The sequence below is a fragment of the Kitasatospora sp. NPDC096140 genome (genome assembly GCF_040303045.1).
Taxonomy (GTDB): domain Bacteria; phylum Actinomycetota; class Actinomycetes; order Streptomycetales; family Streptomycetaceae; genus Kitasatospora.
In genome coordinates, this window is record NZ_JBEOUW010000034.1 from 81,207 (window position 1) to 100,597 (window position 19,391).

17 protein-coding genes, 5 tRNA genes and 1 pseudogene are annotated in these 19,391 nt (G+C 72.2%); 7 read left to right on the top strand and 16 right to left on the bottom strand.

From position 1 onward, the window contains the following. Positions 1-169 precede the first annotated feature (169 nt). The gene (locus tag ABT048_RS29670) at positions 170-1,135 is read right to left on the bottom strand and encodes a thiamine-phosphate kinase (protein WP_097236123.1); all 966 of its coding nucleotides are present in this window, start codon (positions 1,133-1,135) and stop codon (positions 170-172) included. 224 nt (positions 1,136-1,359) lie between these two features. Between ABT048_RS29670 and ABT048_RS29675 the strand changes: the two genes are divergently transcribed. Together ABT048_RS29675 and ABT048_RS29680 are read left to right on the top strand one after the other, a co-directional pair. Then, positions 1,360-1,593, top strand: coding sequence for an Lrp/AsnC family transcriptional regulator (locus ABT048_RS29675; RefSeq protein WP_350524614.1), 234 nt, complete (start codon positions 1,360-1,362; stop codon positions 1,591-1,593). A 36-nt stretch (positions 1,594-1,629) separates the two neighbouring features. After that, entirely contained in the window at positions 1,630-2,148 is a 519-nt protein-coding gene (locus tag ABT048_RS29680) for a DUF3515 domain-containing protein (protein ID WP_350524615.1), read from the top strand. Between the two features lie 68 nt (positions 2,149-2,216). Here ABT048_RS29680 and ABT048_RS29685 read toward each other — a convergent pair whose 3' ends face one another. The 3 genes from ABT048_RS29685 to ABT048_RS29695 all read right to left on the bottom strand — a co-directional run bounded on the left by ABT048_RS29685 (position 2,217) and on the right by ABT048_RS29695 (position 5,267). After that, on the bottom strand, positions 2,217-3,362 hold the full coding sequence (locus ABT048_RS29685; protein ID WP_350524616.1) for a D-alanine--D-alanine ligase family protein: 1,146 nt from the start codon (positions 3,360-3,362) through the stop codon (positions 2,217-2,219). Positions 3,363-3,435: 73 nt separating this feature from the next. Continuing rightward, positions 3,436-4,440, bottom strand: coding sequence for an NAD(P)H-dependent glycerol-3-phosphate dehydrogenase (locus ABT048_RS29690; RefSeq protein ID WP_350524617.1), 1,005 nt, complete (start codon positions 4,438-4,440; stop codon positions 3,436-3,438). Further along, complete coding sequence (locus ABT048_RS29695) at positions 4,437-5,267, bottom strand: lysophospholipid acyltransferase family protein (protein WP_350524618.1); 831 nt, start codon at positions 5,265-5,267, stop codon at positions 4,437-4,439. Before ABT048_RS29695 ends, ABT048_RS29690 begins: the two co-directional genes overlap by 4 nt. A gap of 230 nt (positions 5,268-5,497) precedes the next feature. Between ABT048_RS29695 and cofC the strand changes: the two genes are divergently transcribed. Together cofC and ABT048_RS29705 are read left to right on the top strand one after the other, a co-directional pair. Then, complete coding sequence (gene cofC / locus ABT048_RS29700; RefSeq protein WP_350524619.1) at positions 5,498-6,181, top strand: 2-phospho-L-lactate guanylyltransferase; 684 nt, start codon at positions 5,498-5,500, stop codon at positions 6,179-6,181. 146 nt (positions 6,182-6,327) lie between these two features. Further along, entirely contained in the window at positions 6,328-6,549 is a 222-nt protein-coding gene (locus tag ABT048_RS29705) for a hypothetical protein (protein WP_350524620.1), read from the top strand. A gap of 205 nt (positions 6,550-6,754) precedes the next feature. Here ABT048_RS29705 and ABT048_RS29710 read toward each other — a convergent pair whose 3' ends face one another. The 4 genes from ABT048_RS29710 to leuC form a co-directional block, all read right to left on the bottom strand. Continuing rightward, positions 6,755-7,483 (bottom strand): HU family DNA-binding protein, encoded by a 729-nt coding sequence (locus ABT048_RS29710; protein ID WP_350524621.1) that lies wholly within the window; start codon positions 7,481-7,483, stop codon positions 6,755-6,757. Between the two features lie 133 nt (positions 7,484-7,616). Continuing rightward, a complete protein-coding gene (locus ABT048_RS41735; RefSeq protein WP_380658828.1) occupies positions 7,617-7,964 on the bottom strand; it encodes an SCO5555 family protein in 348 nt (115 codons plus the stop codon). Between the two features lie 182 nt (positions 7,965-8,146). Beyond that, on the bottom strand, positions 8,147-8,743 hold the full coding sequence (gene leuD / locus ABT048_RS29720) for a 3-isopropylmalate dehydratase small subunit (protein ID WP_350524622.1): 597 nt from the start codon (positions 8,741-8,743) through the stop codon (positions 8,147-8,149). 3 nt (positions 8,744-8,746) lie between these two features. After that, positions 8,747-10,186 carry a 3-isopropylmalate dehydratase large subunit gene (leuC, locus tag ABT048_RS29725; protein WP_350524623.1) on the bottom strand — a complete coding sequence of 480 codons (1,440 nt, stop codon included), beginning with the start codon at positions 10,184-10,186 and terminating at the stop codon, positions 8,747-8,749. Between the two features lie 231 nt (positions 10,187-10,417). Here leuC and ABT048_RS29730 point away from each other — a divergent pair, with 231 nt between their 5' ends. Further along, positions 10,418-11,131, top strand: a complete 714-nt coding sequence (locus ABT048_RS29730; RefSeq protein ID WP_030246527.1) for an IclR family transcriptional regulator — start codon at positions 10,418-10,420, stop codon at positions 11,129-11,131. Positions 11,132-11,293: 162 nt separating this feature from the next. Here the strand turns inward: ABT048_RS29730 and ABT048_RS29735 are convergent. The 8 genes from ABT048_RS29735 to ABT048_RS29770 all read right to left on the bottom strand — a co-directional run bounded on the left by ABT048_RS29735 (position 11,294) and on the right by ABT048_RS29770 (position 14,898). Next, a tRNA-Gln gene (locus ABT048_RS29735) sits at positions 11,294-11,368 on the bottom strand. 49 nt (positions 11,369-11,417) lie between these two features. After that, positions 11,418-11,490 (bottom strand) — tRNA-Glu (locus ABT048_RS29740). A gap of 26 nt (positions 11,491-11,516) precedes the next feature. Further along, positions 11,517-11,589, bottom strand: a tRNA-Glu gene (locus ABT048_RS29745). A gap of 27 nt (positions 11,590-11,616) precedes the next feature. Next, positions 11,617-11,689 (bottom strand) — tRNA-Glu (locus ABT048_RS29750). Between the two features lie 46 nt (positions 11,690-11,735). Further along, positions 11,736-11,807, bottom strand: a tRNA-Gln gene (locus ABT048_RS29755). Between the two features lie 239 nt (positions 11,808-12,046). Next, positions 12,047-13,546 (bottom strand): glutamate--tRNA ligase, encoded by a 1,500-nt coding sequence (gltX, locus tag ABT048_RS29760; RefSeq protein WP_350524624.1) that lies wholly within the window; start codon positions 13,544-13,546, stop codon positions 12,047-12,049. Continuing rightward, a complete protein-coding gene (locus ABT048_RS29765) occupies positions 13,539-14,339 on the bottom strand; it encodes a fumarylacetoacetate hydrolase family protein (RefSeq protein WP_350524625.1) in 801 nt (266 codons plus the stop codon). Before ABT048_RS29765 ends, gltX begins: the two co-directional genes overlap by 8 nt. 340 nt (positions 14,340-14,679) lie before the next feature. Continuing rightward, entirely contained in the window at positions 14,680-14,898 is a 219-nt protein-coding gene (locus ABT048_RS29770) for a hypothetical protein (RefSeq protein WP_350524626.1), read from the bottom strand. A 638-nt stretch (positions 14,899-15,536) separates the two neighbouring features. Between ABT048_RS29770 and ABT048_RS29775 the strand changes: the two genes are divergently transcribed. Together ABT048_RS29775 and ABT048_RS29780 are read left to right on the top strand one after the other, a co-directional pair. Beyond that, entirely contained in the window at positions 15,537-19,289 is a 3,753-nt protein-coding gene (locus ABT048_RS29775) for a nitrate- and nitrite sensing domain-containing protein (RefSeq protein ID WP_350524627.1), read from the top strand. A gap of 10 nt (positions 19,290-19,299) precedes the next feature. Further along, positions 19,300-19,391 (top strand): annotated as a pseudogene (locus ABT048_RS29780) (roadblock/LC7 domain-containing protein); the annotation flags it as partial.

Sequence of the window (19,391 nt, forward strand, 5' to 3'; positions counted from 1 at the left end):
CCCGTCCGCCGCACGCCCTGGGCGTCATCTGCCGCGCCGGCGTCCAGTGCCCATCAGCCGTACGCCGTACGCCGGTCGGCGACGCCGCCCCGGGCCGGCGGGCGCGCCGGTGCCGGACGGTCGGCGGCGCCGGATCCCGAACGCCCGGGGGCGGGCGGGCCGGCCGCGCTCACTCCGCGAAGTGGTCCCAGCCGCCGACCCGGTCCCAGGGCGCGCCGTCCACGGTGACCCGGCCGCTCCGGCTGCCCGTCGGCCGGCCGGTCACCTCGCCCACCACCCGCCAGCGGGCCGGGAGTTGGACCCCGCGCGGGAAGGTCGCCACGATCGCGTGGTCCTCGCCGCCGGAGAGCACCCAGACCAGCGGGTCCACCCCGACGGCCTGGCCGATGTCCGCCATCTGCGCCGGGACGTCGAAGTCCGCGGCCTTCAGGTCGATGTCCACCTCGCTGGCCCGGGCCACGTGGCCGAGGTCGGCGACCAGTCCGTCGCTCACGTCGATCATCGAGGTCGCGCCCAACTCGGCCCCCGCCGGTCCCGCGTGGTACGGCGGTTCGGGCCGCCGGTGCGCCTCGACGAAGGCGCGCGGGGAGCGGAAGCCGCGCTGCAGCACGGTCAGCCCGGCGGCCGACCAGCCCAGCCAGCCGGTCACCGCGACCACGTCGCCGACCTGCGCCCCGGAGCGCGTCACCGCCGCACGCCCCTGCAGGTCGCCGAGCGCCGTGATGGCCAGCGTGACGGTGTCCCCGCGCACCACGTCACCGCCGACCACCGTCGCCCCGGCGACCTGGCACTCGTCGCGCAGCCCGTCCATCAGCTCGGTCGCCCACGTGGTCGGCAGGTCGGCGGGGGCGACCAGGCCGAGCAGTATCGCGGTCGGCACCGCCCCCATCGCGGCCACGTCGGCGAGGTTCTGGGCGGCCGCCTTGCGGCCCACGTCGTAGGCGGTCGACCAGTCCCGGCGGAAGTGCCGGTTCTCGATCAGGACGTCCGTGGTCGCCACCACCCGGCCGTCCGGAGCCCGCACCACCGCGGCGTCGTCACCCGGGCCGAGGTCGACCGCATCGGTGAGCGGTACCCGGGCGGTCAGCTCCCTGATGAGGCCGAACTCGCCGAGCTCGCCCACGGTCCCCTGCATCTGCCGTCCTCTCGCCTTTCATTCCGGATGGCGCTGTCATCCGTTCCGGTCCCCGTCGCGCTCCCCCGCGCGCAGCGTACGCCCTTCGGGGGTGCCGAAGTCTCCCCTCCCCGGCCCGCTGCGCGGTAGCGTGGTGATCAGACTGCCGTTGAGCCCGTTCCATCCGGACGCCTGACCGGGCGACCACGGCGGCGATCCCCGTAACCGGCCGCCGGGAGGTCCTCGTGGTACAGGCATACATCCTGATCCAGACCGAAGTTGGAAAGGCCACCGCGGTGGCCGAGTTGATCTCCGAGATCCCCGGCGTGCTCACCGCCGAGGACGTCACGGGCCCCTACGACGTCATCGTCAAGGCCGAGGCCGAGACCGTCGACGAGCTCGGCCGCATGGTCGTGGCCCAGGTCCAGAAGGTCGAGGGCATCACCCGCACCCTGACCTGTCCGGTGGTCCACCTCTAGCCCCGGCTCCGGGTAAGGCCCGGCTACCATCGGCGGGTGGCCAGAGAACTCCGCGTCCCGAAGGCGCTGACCGCCCTGCCGGCACCGATCCGCTGGCTGGCCCTGCCCGTCGCGCTGACCTGCACGGTCGTCGTGCTGGTCGGCAGCTGGGGCCCGGCCGACGGGAAGATCGAGGTGCCGGAGCCGAGCGGCAGGGCCGCCGACTACTGCCGGGCCCTGGCCGCCGCGCTGCCGCAGGAGCTGCTCGGGCACGCCCGCAAGGACCCGTCGCCCGCCTCGCCCTACGTGGCCGTCTGGGACAGCTCGCCCCGGACGGTCATGCGCTGCGGCGTCGACCGGCCGGAGCAGCTGAACGGGGAGCACGCCAAGGACTGGTCCCCGACCGTCGACGACCTCACCTGGTGGTCGCAGAAGCTCGACGACGGCGGCTACCGCTTCGTGGCGACGATGCGCGCCGCCTACGTCGAGGTGACCGTCCCGTCCGGGGCCGCACGGAACCCCTTCGACCCGGCCGCCGCGCTGACCCCGCTGGTCAAGGCCAACATCCCCGGCTGAGCCGGGCCGTACCGACGTACGGAGGGCGGGCCGGGAGCTCCCGGCCCGCCCTCCGCCGTACGGGACCGCTAGCGCAGGCCGGTCGAGCGGCGCATCGCCGTCTGCAGCAGCCGGTCGATCAGCTCCGGGTACGAGACCCCGCTGGCCTCCCACATCTTCGGGTAGGCCGAGATCGGGGTGAAGCCGGGCATGGTGTTGATCTCGTTGATCATCCAGGTGCCGTCCTCCAGCAGGAAGAAGTCCACCCGGGCCAGGCCCTCGCAGCCGAGCGCCTCGAAGGCCTCGATGGCCTGGCGCTGGATCTCGGCGAGCTCGTCGGCGGTGAGCTTCGCCGGGATCTGCACGTCGGAGGAGTCGATGTACTTGGCCTCGAAGTCGTAGAAGTCGAAGCCTTCGCCGACCAGGACCTCGCCGGCCACGCTGGCCCGCGGGCCGTCCTCGAACTCCAGCACGCCGCACTCGATCTCGCGGCCGGTCACGCCGGCCTCGATGATCAGCTTGGGGTCGTGGCGACGGGCCTCCTCGATCGCGGCGTCCAGGTCGGCCAGGTCCTTGACCTTGGTGATGCCGATGCTGGAGCCGGCCCGGCAGGGCTTCACGAACACCGGCAGGCCCAGCTCGGCCACCCGCTCGCGCACCGCCGCGCGGCCCGCCTCGGTCTCCCACTCGCGCGGACGCACGATGGTGTAGTGGCCGACCCCCAGACCGTGCGAGGCCAGGATCCGCTTGGCGAACTCCTTGTCCATGCCGGCCGCGCTGGCCAGCACGCCGTTGCCGACGTAGGGGACGCCGGAGAGCTCCAGGAGGCCCTGCAGGGTGCCGTCCTCGCCCCAGGGGCCGTGCAGCAGCGGGAACACCACGTCGACCTCGCCGAGGGCCTTGGGCGCGCTGCCCGGCTCGCTGAGCAGCACCTCCCGGTTGCCCGGCGCGACCGGCAGCGCGACCTGCGCGTCGACGGACTCGGCGACGTGTGCCACGTCCGGCAGCTTGCCGTCGGTGATGGCCATCCGGGCCGGCTCGTCGCTGGTCAGCGCCCAGCGGCCCTCGTGCGTGATGCCGATCGGCAGCACGTCGTACTTGTCGCGGTCGATCGCCCTGAGCACACTGCCCGCGGTGGAGACCGAGATGGCGTGCTCGGAGCTGCGCCCGCCGAAGACCAGTGCGACGCGCGGCTTCGGGGCGGACGGGTTCGGGGAGGACTGTTCGATGCTCATATCGGGTTTGAGACTACCGTGCGACGTGTTTCCGGGACGTCAACCGCCCCGGTGCCCCCCGCCGCCCGGGCCGTCAGCGCCGCCGCTCCGCCTTCGCCGAGCGCGACATCAGCGTCTGCAGCGCCTCCTGGGTCGGCCGCCCGTTGTGCACGACGTCCACCACGGCCTCGACGATCGGCATGTCGACGCCGTTGCGCCGGGCCAGGTCCAGCACCGACTCGCAGGACTTGACGCCCTCGGCGGTCTGCCGGGTGGCCGCGATGGTCTCCGCGAGCGACATGCCCCGGCCCAGGTTCATGCCGAAGGTGTTGTTGCGGGACAGCGGCGAGGAGCAGGTGGCGACGAGGTCGCCCATCCCGGCGAGCCCCGCGAAGGTGTGCGGGTCGGCACCCAGCACCTCGCCGAGCCGGGTGGTCTCGGCCAGCCCGCGGGTGATCAGCGTCGCCTTGGTGTTGTCGCCGAGCCCCATGCCGGCCGCCATGCCGACCGCCAGGCCGATCACGTTCTTGACCGCGCCGCCGAGTTCGCAGCCCACCACGTCGGTGTTGGTGTACGGCCGGAAGTACGGCGTGTGGCAGGCCGCCTGGAGGCGCTTGGCCACCGCCTCGTCGGCGCAGGCGACGACACTGGCCGCGGGCTGCCGGTTGGCGATCTCCTTGGCCAGGTTGGGCCCGCTGACCACCGCGACGCGCTCCGGGCCGACCTTGGTGACCTCGTCGATCACCTCGCTCATCCGCTTGGCGGTGCCGAGTTCGATGCCCTTCATCAGGCTGACCAGCACGGTCTGCGGCTCGATCAGCGGCGTCCAGGCGGCCAGGTTGTCGCGCAGCGTCTGCGAGGGCACCACCAGGACCGCGAAGTCGGCGCCGGCCAGCGCCTCGGCGGCGTCGGTGGTGGCCCGCACCGAGTCGGGCAGCCGGACGCCCGGCAGGTAGTCCGGGTTCTCGTGCGTGGAGTTGACGGCGTCCACCAGCTCCTGGCGGCGGGCCCACAGCACGACCTCGCAGCCGGCGTCGGCGAGCACCATCGCGAACGCGGTGCCCCAGGAGCCGGTCCCCATCACGGCGCAACGGGTCACTTGCCGGCCTCCTCGGTGCCCTTGCCACGCTCGCCCTTGGCACGCCGGCGCTCGGCCAGCGCCGTGGCGGCGCGCTCGCGGGCGGCCTTGCGCATGTCGTAGCGCTCGGCCGGCGGCTGCTCGCCGCGGACCTCGGCCAGCACGGCGGTGATCGCCGTCATGATGTCCTCGGTCGCGTCCGCGAGCACCTGGGAGGTGAGCTCCTGCCCCTGGTACTTGCTCAGGTCCACCGCCGGACCGGCCGCGACGGTCACCCGGTGGCGCGGGAAGAGGTTGAACTTGCCCTTCCCGTACCCGGGCCGGCCGTACGGCGGGATGATCTCGTGCGCGCCCCAGTGGGCGACCGGGATGACCGGCGCGCCGGTCATCAGCGCGACCCGGGCGACACCGCTCTTGCCGGTCATCGGCCACAGGTCCGGGTCCCGGGTGAGCGTTCCCTCCGGGTAGAACTGCACGCACTGGCCGCCGTCGACGGCGTCGATCGCGGCCCGGAAGGCCTGCGCCGCGTCGGTCGACTCGCGGAACACCGGAATCTGACCGGTCTTGCGCAGCATGAATCCGATGAAGGGAATGGAGAACAACGAGGACTTGCCGAGAATTCGCGGCGGGCGACCGCTGTTGTACTGCCAGTGCGCGTAGATCACCGGGTCGATGATCGAATTGTGGTTCACCGCGGCGATGAAGCCGCCTTCCTTGGGAATGTGCTCCCAGCCGCGCCAGTCGGGCTTCACCAGGGCGGTCGTCACCGGCTTCACCAGCACGGCCGCGAAGCGGTACCAGATGCCGTAGTCGGCGTTGCCGAACTTGGCGTACGAGCGGCGGGCCACCCCAGCTCCTTCTCATCCGATGCGGCACGTGGAGTGCCGCGGTCATGGCCTCCCGGGGCCGCGCACCGGTGCCAGCGGTGCCCGGGCCACGGGCGCCGAACAGTGTCGCCCGCCCGCTCACCGGCTGTCGAGCGGCCGCGCCAACCCGCCGGGCCGGCGTGATCAAACGCACGTCCGCACAGTTCGGACGGCCTGGCGAGGGCTCCGGGACCGGCGACACAATGACGCCGATGACCCAGGACACCGTACGCCCCAGCGGGCCCGTCGCGCCCGCCGCACCCACCGCCGGCTGGTCGCTGGTGCTGCCGCTCAAGCCGCTCGCACAGGCGAAGAGCAGACTCGCCCCCTACGCCGGAGCGCACCGGGCCGACCTGGCGATGTCCTTCGCGCTCGACACCGTCGGCGCCGCGCTGGCCACCCCGGGCGTCGACCGCGTCCTGGTGGTGACCCGCGACGCGGTGGCCGGTGCCCGGCTGGCCGCGCTGGGCGCGCTGGTGGTCGCCGACGAGCCCGGTGGCGGCCTCAACCGGGCACTGGCGCACGGCGCGTCGACCGCCCTGGCCCTAGCCCCGGCGGCCCCGCTGGCCGTCCTCTCGGCGGACCTGCCGGCCCTGCGTCCGGCCGAACTGGCCCGGGTGCTGGGCGCGGTGCCGCCGGACGGCCGGGCCTTCCTGCCGGACTCCCCCGGCCTCGGCACCACGCTGCTCGCCTGCACCCCGGGGCGTCCGCTCTCCCCCTCCTTCGGGGACGGCTCGCGCGCCCGGCACGCGGCCGGCGGGGCCCTCGAACTGCGCCTCGCGGACGTGGAGTCGGTGCGCCGGGACGTCGACACCGGTGCGGACCTCGGCGAGGCCGCGGCGCTCGGCCTCGGCCCGCACACCAGCACGCTGTTCGCCCGTCTGAGCCCGCCCTGACGTCGCCCCGAGCCCGCCCTGATGCCGTCCCGCTGCCGCCCCTCTTGCCGTCCCGGCCCGCGGACCGGCCCCGCTCCGGCCCCGCTCCGGCGCCGTCCCCCGTCCTGCTCCCGGGGGCGCAGCGACCCGCTCGCTATGCTGCTGACATGCAGGCCACCGCGTTCACCTTCGACCCCGCCACCCGGGCCGGCTCCGTGCTGCTCGACGACGGGACCCCGGTGCCGTTCGACGCGGCCGCCTTCGACGCCGGCGGCCTGCGGCTGCTGCGCCCCGGCCAGCGGGTGCGGATCCGCACCGAGGGCACCGGCGAGGCCCGCCGGGTGGTCTTCGTGACGCTGCAGACCTTCCCCGACCCCGCCGGGCTCTGACGCCCGCGGGGCGCCCGCCCGCCGGGTTGCTTCGACCACCGACCGTCCGGTCCCGCGGCCACGACCGCCCGGTCCCGCCGCACGCCGTCGAATCCTGACCGAGCGCCCGGAAACCCGAAGAGCCGCGGCGCCCGGTCTCCGTGCGTTCACGGGAGGGGTGTCGCGGCTCTTCGCCGAAGGCCGTCCGAGGACGGTCACGCGGGACCTACTTGGCAGTGGTCTTGCGCGCGGTGGTCTTGCGGGTGGCGGTCTTCTTCGCCGGAGCCGTCTTCTTGGCCGTGGCGGTCGCCTTCTTGGCGGTGGCCGTGGTCTTCTTGGCGGCAGCCGTGGTGGTCGCCTTCTTGGCAGCGGCCGTCTTCTTGGTCGCGGCCGCCGTGGTCTTCTTGGCGGCGGTGGTCTTCGCGACGGTGGTCTTCGCCGCGGCCTTCTTGGCGGTGGCCGCCTTCTTCGCGGTGGTGGCCGTGGTCTTCTTGGCGGCGGCCGTGGTGGCCGTCTTCTTGGCGGCGGCCTTCTTGGTGGCCGGAGCGGCGGCGGCAGCGGTGGCGGCACGCTTGGTGGCGGCGCGCTTGGCGGCCGGGGTGGCGGCGACGCCGCTCTTGCCCGGGGTGAGGGAGCCCTTGGGGGCCTTCTTCACCGAGGGGCCCTCCTTCGGCAGCTTCTTGCTGCCGCTGACCAGGTCCTTGAAGCCCTGGCCCGGGCGGAAGCGCGGCACCGAGGTCTTCTTGACCTTGACCCGCTCGCCGGTCTGCGGGTTGCGGGCGAAGCGCGCGGAGCGCTCCACCTTCTCGAAGGTGCCGAAACCGGTGACCGAAACCCGGTCGCCGGCCACGACGGCACGGACCATGGTGTCGAGCACTGCGTCGACGGCCTCTGCGGCAGCCTTGCGACCGCCCAGCTGCTCGGCCACCGCTTCGACAAGCTGAGCCTTGTTCACGTCTTCCCCTTCGGAAACGAGCGCCGGATGATTCCATCCGTTCTTTTCGCACGTTAGGTATGTATCTGCGGACTTTCAATTACCAAACGCGCGAATCACCCTAGTGTCGCAATGGATTTGCGCGTCGGCGACCTCAGCCGAGCGGCGGGCGCCCCTCGTCGAGGTCATGTACAAAGCGACTCAACCGCCTTGCCGCCTCCGGAAGATCGCGCTTGGCGGTCTCGGTGACGATGAGGAGTTGACGGGTGAGAGCGGTCTTTGCATCGGCAGACACGTTCAGCGCATGCACGCGGGCGTGAGCTTGCTTCAACCGCTCGGCCACGAGCGCGTAGAGCGCTGCGACTTCCTGGTCGTCCGGCCCCTCAGCTGGCGCGGAGGTGACGTCCGGCCGATCGTCAATTCGGCGTTCGGATGGCCGGCCCATGGAGTCCTCAGCCGCGGGTTCGCCGCCCGCGTACGGAGGTTCATGGTGCCGGTGCATGTACTGATTGTGCCATCTACCCGCAGTTGTACTTGCGCGGGGCCCTCTTCCGCAAAGCCAAATGGGCAATCCGGGGCGGGCCCCGGCGCTAACTCGTGCTCCGGAACGACGGATGGCCCTGCCCCCCCGAGGGGGGCGCGGGCCACGCGGCGGATCGTCAGAATGCTTGTTCTGAGGGGAACTCAGGCGACCGGCAGAGTACGGGGCTTGAAGGCCGGACGGGTCGCCTCGAAGGCCGCGATGTCGGCCTCGTTCTGCAGCGTGATGCTGATGTCGTCCAGGCCGTTGAGCAGCCGCCACCGGACGTTGTCGTCCAGTTCGAAGGCCGCGGTGACGCCTTCGGCCCGCACTTCGCGCGCCTCCAGGTCGACGGTGATCTCGGCCGAAGGGTCACTCTCGGTGAGCGCCCAGAGCCGTTCCACGGTCTCCTGCGGCAGCACGACCGTCAGCAGGCCGTTCTTCAGGGAGTTGCCCCGGAAGATGTCGGCGAAGCGCGACGAGATGACCGCGTGGAAGCCGTAGTTCTGCAGCGCCCAGACGGCGTGCTCGCGGGAGGAGCCGGTGCCGAACTCGGGGCCGGCCACCAGCACCGTGGCGCCCTGCCGCTCGGGCCGGTTGAGGATGAACGACTCGTCCTTGCGCCAGGCCTCGAACAGCCCGTCCTCGAAACCGGACCGGGTGACCTTCTTGAGCCAGTGGGCCGGGATGATCTGGTCGGTGTCCACGTTGCTGCGGCGCAGCGGGACGGCCCGGCCGGTGTGGGTGGTGAACTTCTCCATGGCTCAGGCCTCCACGGCAACGTCGGTGTCCGCCGTGTCGGCGGCGTTCAGGTCGGCGGGCGAGGCGAGGCGGCCCAGGACGGCGGTCGCGGCGGCGACCTGCGGGGAGACCAGGTGGGTGCGGCCGCCCTTGCCCTGCCGTCCCTCGAAGTTGCGGTTCGAGGTGGAGGCGCAGCGCTCGCCCGGGGCCAGCTGGTCGGGGTTCATGCCCAGGCACATCGAGCAGCCCGCGTGGCGCCACTCGGCACCGGCCGCGGTGAACACCTTGTCCAGGCCCTCCTCGACGGCCTGCAGGGCGACCCGGACGGAGCCGGGGACCACCAGCATCCGTACGCCGTCGGCGATCCGGCGGCCCTCCACCAGGGCGGCGGCGGCCCGCAGGTCCTCGATCCGGCCGTTGGTGCAGGAGCCGACGAAGACGGCGTCGACCTTGACCTCGCGCAGCGGGGTGCCGGCCTCCAGCCCCATGTACGCCAGGGCGTTCTCGGCGGCCTGGCGCTCCTGCGGGTCGGCGAAGGAGGCCGGGTCCGGCACGTCGGAGGCCAGCGGGGCGCCCTGGCCGGGGTTGGTGCCCCAGGTGACGAAGGGGCTCAGCTCGCTCGCGTCGATGAAGATCTCGTGGTCGAAGACCGCGTCCTCGTCGGTCACCAGGGTCCGCCAGTACGCGACGGCGGCGTCCCAGTCCTCGCCCTGCGGGGCGTGCGGGCGGCCCTTGAGGTACTCGAAGGTGGTCTCGTCCGGGGCGATCATGCCGGCCCGGGCGCCGGCCTCGATCGACATGTTGCAGATGGTCATCCGGGCCTCCATGGACAGGCTCCGGATCGCCGAACCGCGGTACTCCAGGACGTAGCCCTGGCCGCCGCCGGTGCCGATCTTCGCGATGACGGCCAGGATCAGGTCCTTGGCGGTGACGCCCTCGGGCAGGTCGCCCTCGACGGTGATCGCCATGGTCCGGAACGGGGCCAGCGGCAGGGTCTGGGTGGCCAGCACGTGCTCGACCTGGCTGGTGCCGATGCCGAACGCCAGTGCACCGAAGGCGCCGTGGGTGGAGGTGTGGGAGTCGCCGCAGACCACGGTCATGCCGGGCTGGGTCAGGCCGAGCTGCGGGCCGACGACGTGCACGACGCCCTGCTCGACGTCGCCGAGCGAGTGGATCCGGACGCCGAACTCGGCGGCGTTCCGGCGCAGGGTCTCCAACTGCACCTTGGACACCGGGTCGGCGATCGGCTTGTCGATGTCCAGGGTGGGGGTGTTGTGGTCCTCGGTGGCGATCGTCAGATCGGTGCGGCGGACCGGACGGCCGGCCAGTCGCAGTCCGTCGAAGGCCTGCGGGCTGGTGACCTCGTGGAGCAGGTGCAGGTCGATGAACAGGAGGTCGGGCTCGCCCTCCGCGCGCCGCACGACGTGGTCGTCCCAGACCTTCTCTGCGAGTGTCCGTCCCATCGGATTCCCTCCAGCCGGCCGCGTTGCCGGCCTTCTCGTGTCGTCGAGGTCAAAGCTGCGCCGCCCTGCGCGGGGGCGCTTCGCGCGACCTGCACGCCGGATCGCTGTCCACGATGCGGACACTCGGAGGAGGCCACATCCTGGATGTCTCCCGGGCTGCTGCATCCAGAGTGGCGCTTTTCCGGAAAGATTGAACTTGCGTCTCGCGGAATGAGACTGCAGTCTTAGGGCATGGACAACACTAGCGGCGTCGGCGTTCTCGACAAGGCCGCTCTGGTGCTGAGCGCACTGGAGTCGGGCCCCGCCACGTTGGCGGGGCTGGTCGCCGCCACCGGTCTGGCGCGCCCCACGGCCCACAGACTCGCCGTCGCACTCGAACACCACCGTCTGGTCACCAGAGACATGCAGGGACGTTTCATCCTCGGTCCCCGCCTGTCCGAACTCTCCGCCGCGGCGGGCGAGGACCGGCTGCTCGCCACCGCGGGCCCGGTCCTGACCCACCTGCGCGACGTCACCGGCGAGAGCGCACAGCTCTACCGCCGCCAGGGCGAGATGCGGATCTGCGTAGCCGCCGCCGAGCGGCTCTCCGGCCTGCGGGACACCGTCCCGGTCGGCAGCACCCTGCCGATGAAGGCCGGCTCGGCCGCCCAGGTCCTGCTCGCGTGGGAGGAGCCCGAGCGGCTCCACCGCGGCCTGCAGGGCGCCCGCTTCACCGCCACCGCGCTGAGCGGCGTGCGGCGGCGCGGCTGGGCCCAGTCGATCGGCGAGCGCGAGCCGGGCGTCGCGTCCGTCTCCGCGCCCGTCCGCGGCCCCTCCAACCGGGTGGTGGCCGCGGTGTCGGTGTCCGGCCCGATCGAGCGCCTGACCCGCCACCCGGGCCGGCTGCACGCCCAGGCCATCATCGAGGCCGCGAACCGGCTCACCGAGGCGCTGCGCCGGAGCTGACCCGGCCCTTCCCCCACCCGCCCCCTTTCCCGCACCCCTCCCCCACCCGGCCGCCCCCCACCGAAAGACGAAAGGGCCCCGCTCGGAGTCGAGCGGGGCCCTTCGAAGCATTTCCCGGTGCACAAACAAAAAGACCCCGGAGAACCGGGGTCTTCCATTTTCTGGCTGGGGTACCAGGACTCGAACCTAGACTAAATGAACCAGAATCACTCGTGCTGCCAATTACACCATACCCCAACACAAAGCAAGGGCCGATGGGCGAGCCCACCGGCTTCCTGCTCTGAAGTACCCCCGACCGGATTCGAACCGGCGCTACTGCCGTGAGAGGGCAGCGTGCTAGGCCGCTACACAACGGGGGCTTCCTGGCGATCCCTTGCGGGATCAGTACCCCCGACCGGATTCGAACCGGCGCTACTGCCGTGAGAGGGCAGCGTGCTAGGCCGCTACACAACGGGGGCTTTCCAGGTGATCCCTTGCGGGATCAGTACCCCCGACCGGATTCGAACCGGCGCTACTGCCGTGAGAGGGCAGCGTGCTAGGCCGCTACACAACGGGGGCTTGATCTTCATTTGTACTGCGGTACTGCTGTTACTGCGGTACTGCGCTGGGGTACCAGGACTCGAACCTAGACTAAATGAACCAGAATCACTCGTGCTGCCAATTACACCATACCCCACCAGAGTTGAACCCTCGTCGGGATCTTCTCAGGCGTTGCGCCTCTCGTTCGGTCCCGGCCGGGGGGCTTTCGCTCCCTCGTCCGTTCCCTCCCGGGCGGCGCAGAAAGAACATTACCCGACGTCGGCCCTGGCTCCAAAATCGATAACCCCAGGCAGCGGCCGGGAGGCCGGCGGATGACCTCCGGGTACGCCGCGGGCCCGGCACGAAGCCGGGCCCGCGGCCTGCTCAGCGGCCCGCTCAGGCGGCCGGCAGGGCGTCCAGGGACGAGCGCAGGCGGCGCAGCGTCTCGGGGCGGCCCAGCAGCTCCATGGACTCGAACAGCGGCGGCGACACCCGACGGCCCGTGACGGCCACCCGCAGCGGCGTGAAGGCGAACTTGGGCTTGATGCCCAGCCCGTCCACCAGTGCCTCGCGCAGGGCCGCCTGGATCGGCTCCGGGGTGAAGTCCGCGAGCTCCTCCAGCACCTTGATGCTGGCCTCCAGCACCGGGCGGGCGTCGGCGGTCAGCACCTTGGCGGCGTCGTCCGGGTCGACGGCGAACTTCTCCGGCGCCACGAACAGGAAGCCGGCCATGTTCACGATCTCGCTCAGCACGACCATCCGCTCCTGGGTGAGCGGCGCGACCTTGGCGAGCACGTCCAGCTGCTCGGCGGTCGGCTCGGCCGGCAGCAGGTCGGCGGCCTGCAGGAACGGCACCAGGCGGGCCGCGAAGTCCGCCGGGGCCAGCTTGCGGACGTGCTCGGCGTTGATCGCCTCGCACTTCTTCAGGTCGAAGCGGGCCGGGTTGGCGTTCACCTTGGCGATGTCGAAGGCGGCGACCATCTCGTCGATGCCGAAGATGTCCCGGTCCTCGGCCAGCGACCAGCCCAGCAGGGACAGGTAGTTGAGGAGGCCCTCCGGGATGAAGCCGCGCTCGCGGTACAGGTTGAGCGAGGCCTGCGGGTCGCGCTTGGAGAGCTTCTTGTTGCCCTCGCCCATCACGTACGGCAGGTGGCCGAAGCGCGGGGTGGTGCCGTTGCCGACGCCGATCTCGGCGAGCGCGGCGTAGAGCGCGACCTGCCGCGGGGTGGAGGACAGCAGGTCCTCGCCGCGCAGCACGTGGGTGATGCCCATCAGGGCGTCGTCCACCGGGTTGACCAGGGTGTACAGCGGGGCGCCGTTGGCCCGGACGATGCCGTAGTCCGGCACGTTCTCCGGCTCGAAGGTCAGCGTGCCGCGCACCAGGTCGTCGAAGGAGATGGTCTTGTCGGGCATCCGGAAGCGCAGGATCGGCTCGCGCTTCTCCAGCTTGTAGACGGCGACCTGGTCCTCGGTCAGCTCCCGGCAGTGGCCGTCGTAGCCGGAGGGCTTTCCGGCCGCGCGGGCGGCCTCGCGGCGGGCGTCCAGCTCCTCGGTGCTGCAGTAGCAGTGGTAGGCGTGGCCGGCCTCGTGCAGGCGGCGGGCGACGTCGGCGTAGATGTCCATCCGCTGCGACTGGCGGTACGGCTCGTGCGGGCCGCCGACCTCCGGGCCCTCGTCCCAGTCGAAGCCCAGCCAGCGCATCGCGTCGAGCAGCTGGTTGTACGACTCCTCGGAGTCGCGGGCGGAGTCGGTGTCCTCGATCCGGAAGACCATCGTGCCGCCGTTGTGGCGGGCGTAGGCCCAGTTGAAGAGGGCGGTCCGGACCAGGCCCACGTGGGGGTTGCCGGTCGGGGACGGACAGAAGCGAACCCGGACGGCCGGGTCAGTGTTAGCCACGCTTGATCACCTTGTTGGTGAGAGTGCCGATGCCTTCGATGGAGACGGCGACCTCGTCGCCGACGTTGAGGGGGCCCACCCCTGCGGGCGTGCCGGTGAGGATGACGTCGCCGGGCAGCAGCGTCATGGCCTCGGAGATGTGGACGATCAGCTCGGCGACCGAGCGGACCATCAGGGAGGTGCGACCGGTCTGGCGGAGCTCGCCGTTGACCGTGCAGGTGACGGCGAGGTCGCTCGGGTCCAGGTCGGTCTCGATCCACGGCCCGAGCGGGCAGGAGGTGTCGAAGCCCTTGGCCCGGGCCCACTGGCCCTCGCGCTGCTGGACGTCCCGGGCGGTCACGTCGTTGGCGCAGGTGTAGCCGAGGATCACCTCGGGCACCCGGTCCAGCGGCACCTCGCGGCACATCCGGCCGATCACCACGGCGAGTTCGGCCTCGTGGTGGACGTCCGAGGAGAACGGCGGGTACGCGATGTTCTCGGTCGGGCCGATCACCGAGGTGGACGGCTTGAAGAAGGTCAGGGGGACGTCCGGGACGTCGTGGCCCAGCTCCTGGGCGTGCGCCGCGTAGTTGCGGCCGACCGCCACGATCTTGTTCGGGAGCATCGGGCTGAGCAGCCGGACGTCCTGGAAGCGGTAGCTCTCGCCGGTGGGCTGGGGTTGGCCGAACGGGTGGCCGGCCAGCGCGTGGACGACCAGCGAGTCGGGCTGGGAGGGGTCGCCCTCCACCACGCCGAAGGAGACGCTGCCGGCGGCAGGGCTCCCTTCCCGGACGGAAAACCTGGCAATGCGCACGGCTGGGCTACCCCTCGCTTCGTCGGCCGCCCGGGGCGCGTCGCGCCCGGGCGCTGGTGGGCGCCCCGCCCGCGTGGGCGCGGCCCCGTCAATCGGCCTCCAGGCTATCGCGTGGGGGCCCTGCGGACCGCTTTGCCCCTGTTCAGCCCGGTCGGGGCGGAAGCACCAGGACACCCCGCCCGGGCACCCCGCGCCGCCCTGAGCCGGAGCCGGAGCCGGACGGCAGAGGGCGCCGCCGCCACGAGAGTTCGTGGCGACGGCGCCCTCCGGGGAACGCACCGGGTCCGGCGCACCCGGTCCGACGTGCCGGGGTCCGGCGTGCCGGGTCCGACGCGCCGGGTCAGTCCGCCAGCACGACGACCGGCGCGACCATCAGCTGGGTGCGGCGCGGGTTGGCGGTGCTGGCCGGCAGCTCGGTGCCGTAGGTCAGGACGTCCTGGGGCTTGCGGGCACCCGGGATCTTGCTGAAGTCCTCGACCGAGGCCAGCGTCGTCCGGCGCGGGTTCGCCGTCGGGCGGCAGGACAGCGTGGACTTGTTGGCCTTCTTCGCCTGGGACATCGAGAGCACCTCGTGGTCGTGGCCGGGCGGATCCGCAGCGGATCGGCGCCGGCCTGAATGATTCCGATTGATTCGGAGGGGTTCTGGGCAGGCTGATCGGGGCCGTGCTCCGGAGCAGCCAGGTTACGAGATCTCTTTCCACAGAGACCGTGACCAAAGCTACACATTAGTCTGTGATTTTGATCACAAAATGCCGCGCAAAAGGCAGATAAGCGACATATCGCCGCATCGGAATTTTCCGACATTCGACAGGTATCGGGCATTCCGGAAGGTCTATGACTCTTTTCGATCTACGGTCCGGTTGGCATGTATCCGGCGAGTGTCCGAAAAATGCGGTATTCCGGTCCGGTTACCGCACAGTCAGTGAGATCGCACAAGCGGTCGGTAGCGCCGGGCGTCCGGTTCCTGCGGCCCTTGTTGGGATTCCCCGGCTGTGCTGGAATGCGACGGACCGTGGGTAGGGAGTGGTCCACCCCGGTGACCCGCTCTCCCGGACCGGCCGGGGAGCGGATGGAAACTCGACACCGTCCAGGCCGTGGCGACGCGGCGGGACGCCCGGTCCAGAGGTTGCGACGCCAGTGCAGGGACGTTTCAAAAGGGGTAGCGGCGCCGCGGGTAACCCGGAGTCGCGCGAGCCCATGGCAGCCCCCCAGCAGGCGGCGGCGCCCGGTGGCCCGGCAGAGCCGATCACACCCGAGGCCCTCGGCCGTCCCGAGGGGGACGGCCAGGAGCGGACGTCCACCCGGGACAGACTCCGAACCTCGCTGACCCGACGCCGGGCGACCGGTCTGAACCGGCTCGCGATGCGCAACTGGCGCATCCGGACGAAGCTGATCGCGCTGCTCGCCCTCCCCGTCCTGGTCTCGCTGGTCCTCGGTGGCCTGCGCATCCAGACCTCGATGGAGAACTCGCAGCAACTCGCCCAGATGGCCAACCTGTCCGATCTGGCCAAGAAGGCGACCAACCTCGCGGACGCGCTGCAGACCGAGCGCGACATCAGCGCCGGCCCGATCACGCACGACCCGAACGGCCAGCTGGACGACGACATCGTCGCCGCCCGCAAGGCCACCGACGACCTGAGCCGCACCTTCACCGCGTCCTCCGACAAGTTCGAGAACCTCGAACTGTCCGGCGGAAAGGCGCTGCTGCTGCAGATCCGCCGCGACCTGAACTCGGTCGCGGACACCCGCGGCGCGCCGTACCAGGTCAACCAGAACATCCAATCGACGATCACCGCCTACGACGTGATCATCCGCGACCTGCTGTCCATCACCCAGGACATCGCGCTCGCGTCGAACAACAAGGACCTGGTCGTCTCGACCCGCGCGCTGCAGCAGTTCTCGCTCGCCAAGAACGCGACCTCGCAGCAGCGGGCCCTGATCAGCGCCGCGCTCGCCAACCCCAAGGGTCCGGACCTCAGCCTCAGCGACGAGTCCTTCGGCATCCGCCTGCGCCTGTCGTACGAGAACGCGATCGCCAGCTTCAACAACATCTACACCGCGCACGACCTGGACAACCTGCGCAGCCAGCTGAGCTACAACGGCGTCGTCGCCGACGCCGACCGGTACGCCGGCACGGTCCTCACCCAGGGCGGCATCCACCAGACCGAGCCGGTCACCTACAAGGACTGGTACGAGAAGGCCAGCGCCAAGATCAACGCCGAGAAGCGGATCGAGGCCAAGCTGATCGAGAACCTCGACGGCAAGGCCCAGGACCTGCAGTCGCAGGCCGACACGGACGCCCTGATCATCGGTGTCGCGGTCGCCCTGGTGCTGCTCGTCGCCCTCGGTGGCGCCGGTCTGATCGCCCGCTCGATGGTGCGCTCGCTGACCCGTCTGCAGGCCGCGGCCGAGGACGTCGCCGAGCGCCGACTGCCCGAGCTGGTCAAGACGCTCTCCGAGAGCGACCCGCACGACGTCGACACCACGGTCGAACCCGTCGCCGTCGACTCCGCCGACGAGATCGGCCACGTGGCGCACGCCTTCGACATGGTGCACAGCGAGGCCGTCCGCCTCGCCGCCGAGCAGGCCCTCCTGCGAGGCAACATCAACGCGATGTTCACCAACCTCTCGCGCCGCAGCCAGGGCCTCATCCAGCGCCAGCTGTCGCTCATCTCCGAGCTGGAGAGCCGCGAGGCGGACCCGGACCAGCTGGCCAACCTCTTCAAGCTGGACCACCTCGCGACCCGCATGCGCCGCAACGGCGAAAACCTCCTCGTCCTCGCCGGTGAGGACCCGGGCCGCCGCTGGACCAGGCCCGTTCCGCTCGTCGACGTGCTCCGCGCCGCCGCCTCCGAGGTGGAGCAGTACGAGCGCATCGAACTCGCCGCGGTGCCGTCGGCCGAGGTCGCCGGCCGCGTCGTCAACGACCTCGTCCACCTGCTCGCCGAGCTGCTGGAGAACGCCACCTCGTTCTCCAGCCCGCAGACCCGCGTCCGGGTCACCGGCCACGCGCTGCCGGACGGCCGCGTGCTGGTCGAGATCCACGACACCGGCATCGGCCTGAGCCCCGACGACCTCTCCGAGATCAACGAGCGCCTCGCCAACCCGCCGACGGTGGACGTCTCGGTCTCCCGCCGCATGGGCCTCTTCGTGGTCGGTCGCCTCTCGCTGCGCCACGGCATCCGCATCCAGCTCCGCCCCAGCGACTCCGGCGGCACCACCGCGCTGGTCATGCTCCCGGTGGACGTCACCAACTCCGGCGAGCGCCGCGGCGCCGGCCGCCCCGGCCCCGCCCAGGGCAAGCAGCAGCGCGGGGTCGCCCCGACGCCGCGTCAGCAGCGCCAGATGCCGCCCGGCCGTCAGGGCGGTCCGGCCGCGCTCGGCCAGGGCCCGGCCGGCGGTGCCCCGCAGGGCGGCCGCCCGCAGCTCGGCCAGGGCGGTCCGGCCGCTCCGGCGGGTCCGGGTGCGCAGGCCGGTCCGGGTGCGCCCGGCGGCCGCGCCGGCGGTCTGCCGACCCGCCAGGTCGGCAAGGCGCTGCGCGAGAACCCGGTCGTGCCGAACCAGGGCCAGGGCCAGGGCCGACGCGGCCAGCAGCCCGCGCAGCCCAAGCAGGCACAGCAGCAGCCGCAGCAGCAGGCACAGCAGCCGCCGCAGCAGCAGTCGCCCCAGGGCGGGCTGCCGCAGCGCACCCCGGGCCGTCAGGGTCCGCCGCAGGCCGGCCAGGACGGCCTGCCCCGCCGCGGCCGCCAGCAGCAGCCCGGCCAGCAGCCCGGCCAGCCGCAGCCCGGTCAGGAGCGGCCGCGCCCCGGTGGCGAGTTCGACGGCGCTCCCGGTCCCCGGACCGGCGAGCAGCCCCAGCACGGCCGCCCCGGCGGTCCCGGTGCTCCGCAGCAGGGCGCCCGTCCGGGCAACCGTCCGCAGGACGGCCTGCCGCAGCGCGCCCCCGGCCGTCAGGGTCCCGGTGCGCCGGGCGGCCCCGGTGCGCCGGGTGCTCAGGGTGCCCCCGGCCGGCCCGGTGCCCAGGGCCCGCGCCGTCCGCAGCGCCCCGGCCCGGACGCGCCGCAGCGCGACCGCCAGCCGCAGCAGCAGGCCCCGCAGCAGCCCCAGCCGCTGCCGTCGGCCGAGCCGGCGCCGGTGGAGAGCACCCAGCAGTTCGCCCGCCCGCGCTTCGAGGCCAGCCAGATCGACCCGCGCGACCCGCTGGGCCTCGGCCTGGTCGAGCCGGTGCTGCCGAACGTGCCGAACCCGGCGCGTCCGGAGCCGGTGCGCCAGGAGCAGGCCCCGCAGCAGCAGCCGCCGCAGCTGCCGTACCAGGAGCCGATGGCCCTGCCGACCGGCCCGTCCGCGGCCGCCGGCCAGCAGCAGGAGCAGGGGCAGGGGCAGCCGCGGTCCTACCAGCCGCGCCGTCCCGGCACCTCCTCGCCGGAGTTCCTGGAGCAGGCCCCGCAGCAGCAGGCTCCCCAGCAGCAGGCCCCGCAGCAGGCCCCGCAGCAGCGGGCTCCGCAGCAGCCGCCCCGCCAGCAGCAGCCCCAGCAGCAGCGCCAGGCCCAGCCGCAGCAGGCCCAGCAGCAGCCGCCGCAGCAGCCGGGTGCCGACGACGCGCCGTGGCGCCCGTCCGCGAACGACGAGCGCTGGCGCCGGGCCGAGCAGGTCCGCGAGCCCTCGACCAACGGCGTCACCATGTCGGGCCTGCCCCGACGGACCCCGCAGGCCAACCTGGTCTCCGGCACCGCCGAGGCCTCGCCGCTGACCGGTCCCCAGGTCTCCCGGGCCCCCGAGGAGGTCCGCGGCCGACTGACCAACCTGCGCCGCGGCATCCAGCAGGGCCGCCGGGCCGGGGCCGAACAGGCCGCCAACCCGCCGGGGCTCCAGCATGGTGCCCAGCAGCCCGGATTCGATAGTTTCGGTGGCCGGAGCGACGGCAACGGCGCAGATCACCAGGAGCGTTGAGTTGAACCAGATGAGCCAGGCCGCACAGAACCTGAACTGGCTGATCACCAATTTCGTGGACAACACCCCCGGGGTGTCCCACACCGTGGTGGTCTCCGCGGA

Excerpts from the sequence above, each read along its gene's own strand:
- ABT048_RS29670 (WP_097236123.1), bottom strand. The coding sequence starts at position 1,135 with ATGCAGGGGACCGTGGGCGAGCTCGGCGAGTTCGGCCTCATCAGGGAG.
- ABT048_RS29685 (WP_350524616.1), bottom strand. The coding sequence starts at position 3,362 with ATGAGCATCGAACAGTCCTCCCCGAACCCGTCCGCCCCGAAGCCGCGC.
- cofC (WP_350524619.1), top strand. The coding sequence starts at position 5,498 with ATGACCCAGGACACCGTACGCCCCAGCGGGCCCGTCGCGCCCGCCGCA.
- ABT048_RS29705 (WP_350524620.1), top strand. The coding sequence starts at position 6,328 with ATGCAGGCCACCGCGTTCACCTTCGACCCCGCCACCCGGGCCGGCTCC.
- ABT048_RS41735 (WP_380658828.1), bottom strand. The coding sequence starts at position 7,964 with ATGCACCGGCACCATGAACCTCCGTACGCGGGCGGCGAACCCGCGGCT.
- leuD (WP_350524622.1), bottom strand. The coding sequence starts at position 8,743 with ATGGAGAAGTTCACCACCCACACCGGCCGGGCCGTCCCGCTGCGCCGC.
- leuC (WP_350524623.1), bottom strand. The coding sequence starts at position 10,186 with ATGGGACGGACACTCGCAGAGAAGGTCTGGGACGACCACGTCGTGCGG.
- ABT048_RS29730 (WP_030246527.1), top strand. The coding sequence starts at position 10,418 with ATGGACAACACTAGCGGCGTCGGCGTTCTCGACAAGGCCGCTCTGGTG.
- ABT048_RS29770 (WP_350524626.1), bottom strand. The coding sequence starts at position 14,898 with ATGTCCCAGGCGAAGAAGGCCAACAAGTCCACGCTGTCCTGCCGCCCG.
- ABT048_RS29775 (WP_350524627.1), top strand. The coding sequence starts at position 15,537 with ATGGCAGCCCCCCAGCAGGCGGCGGCGCCCGGTGGCCCGGCAGAGCCG.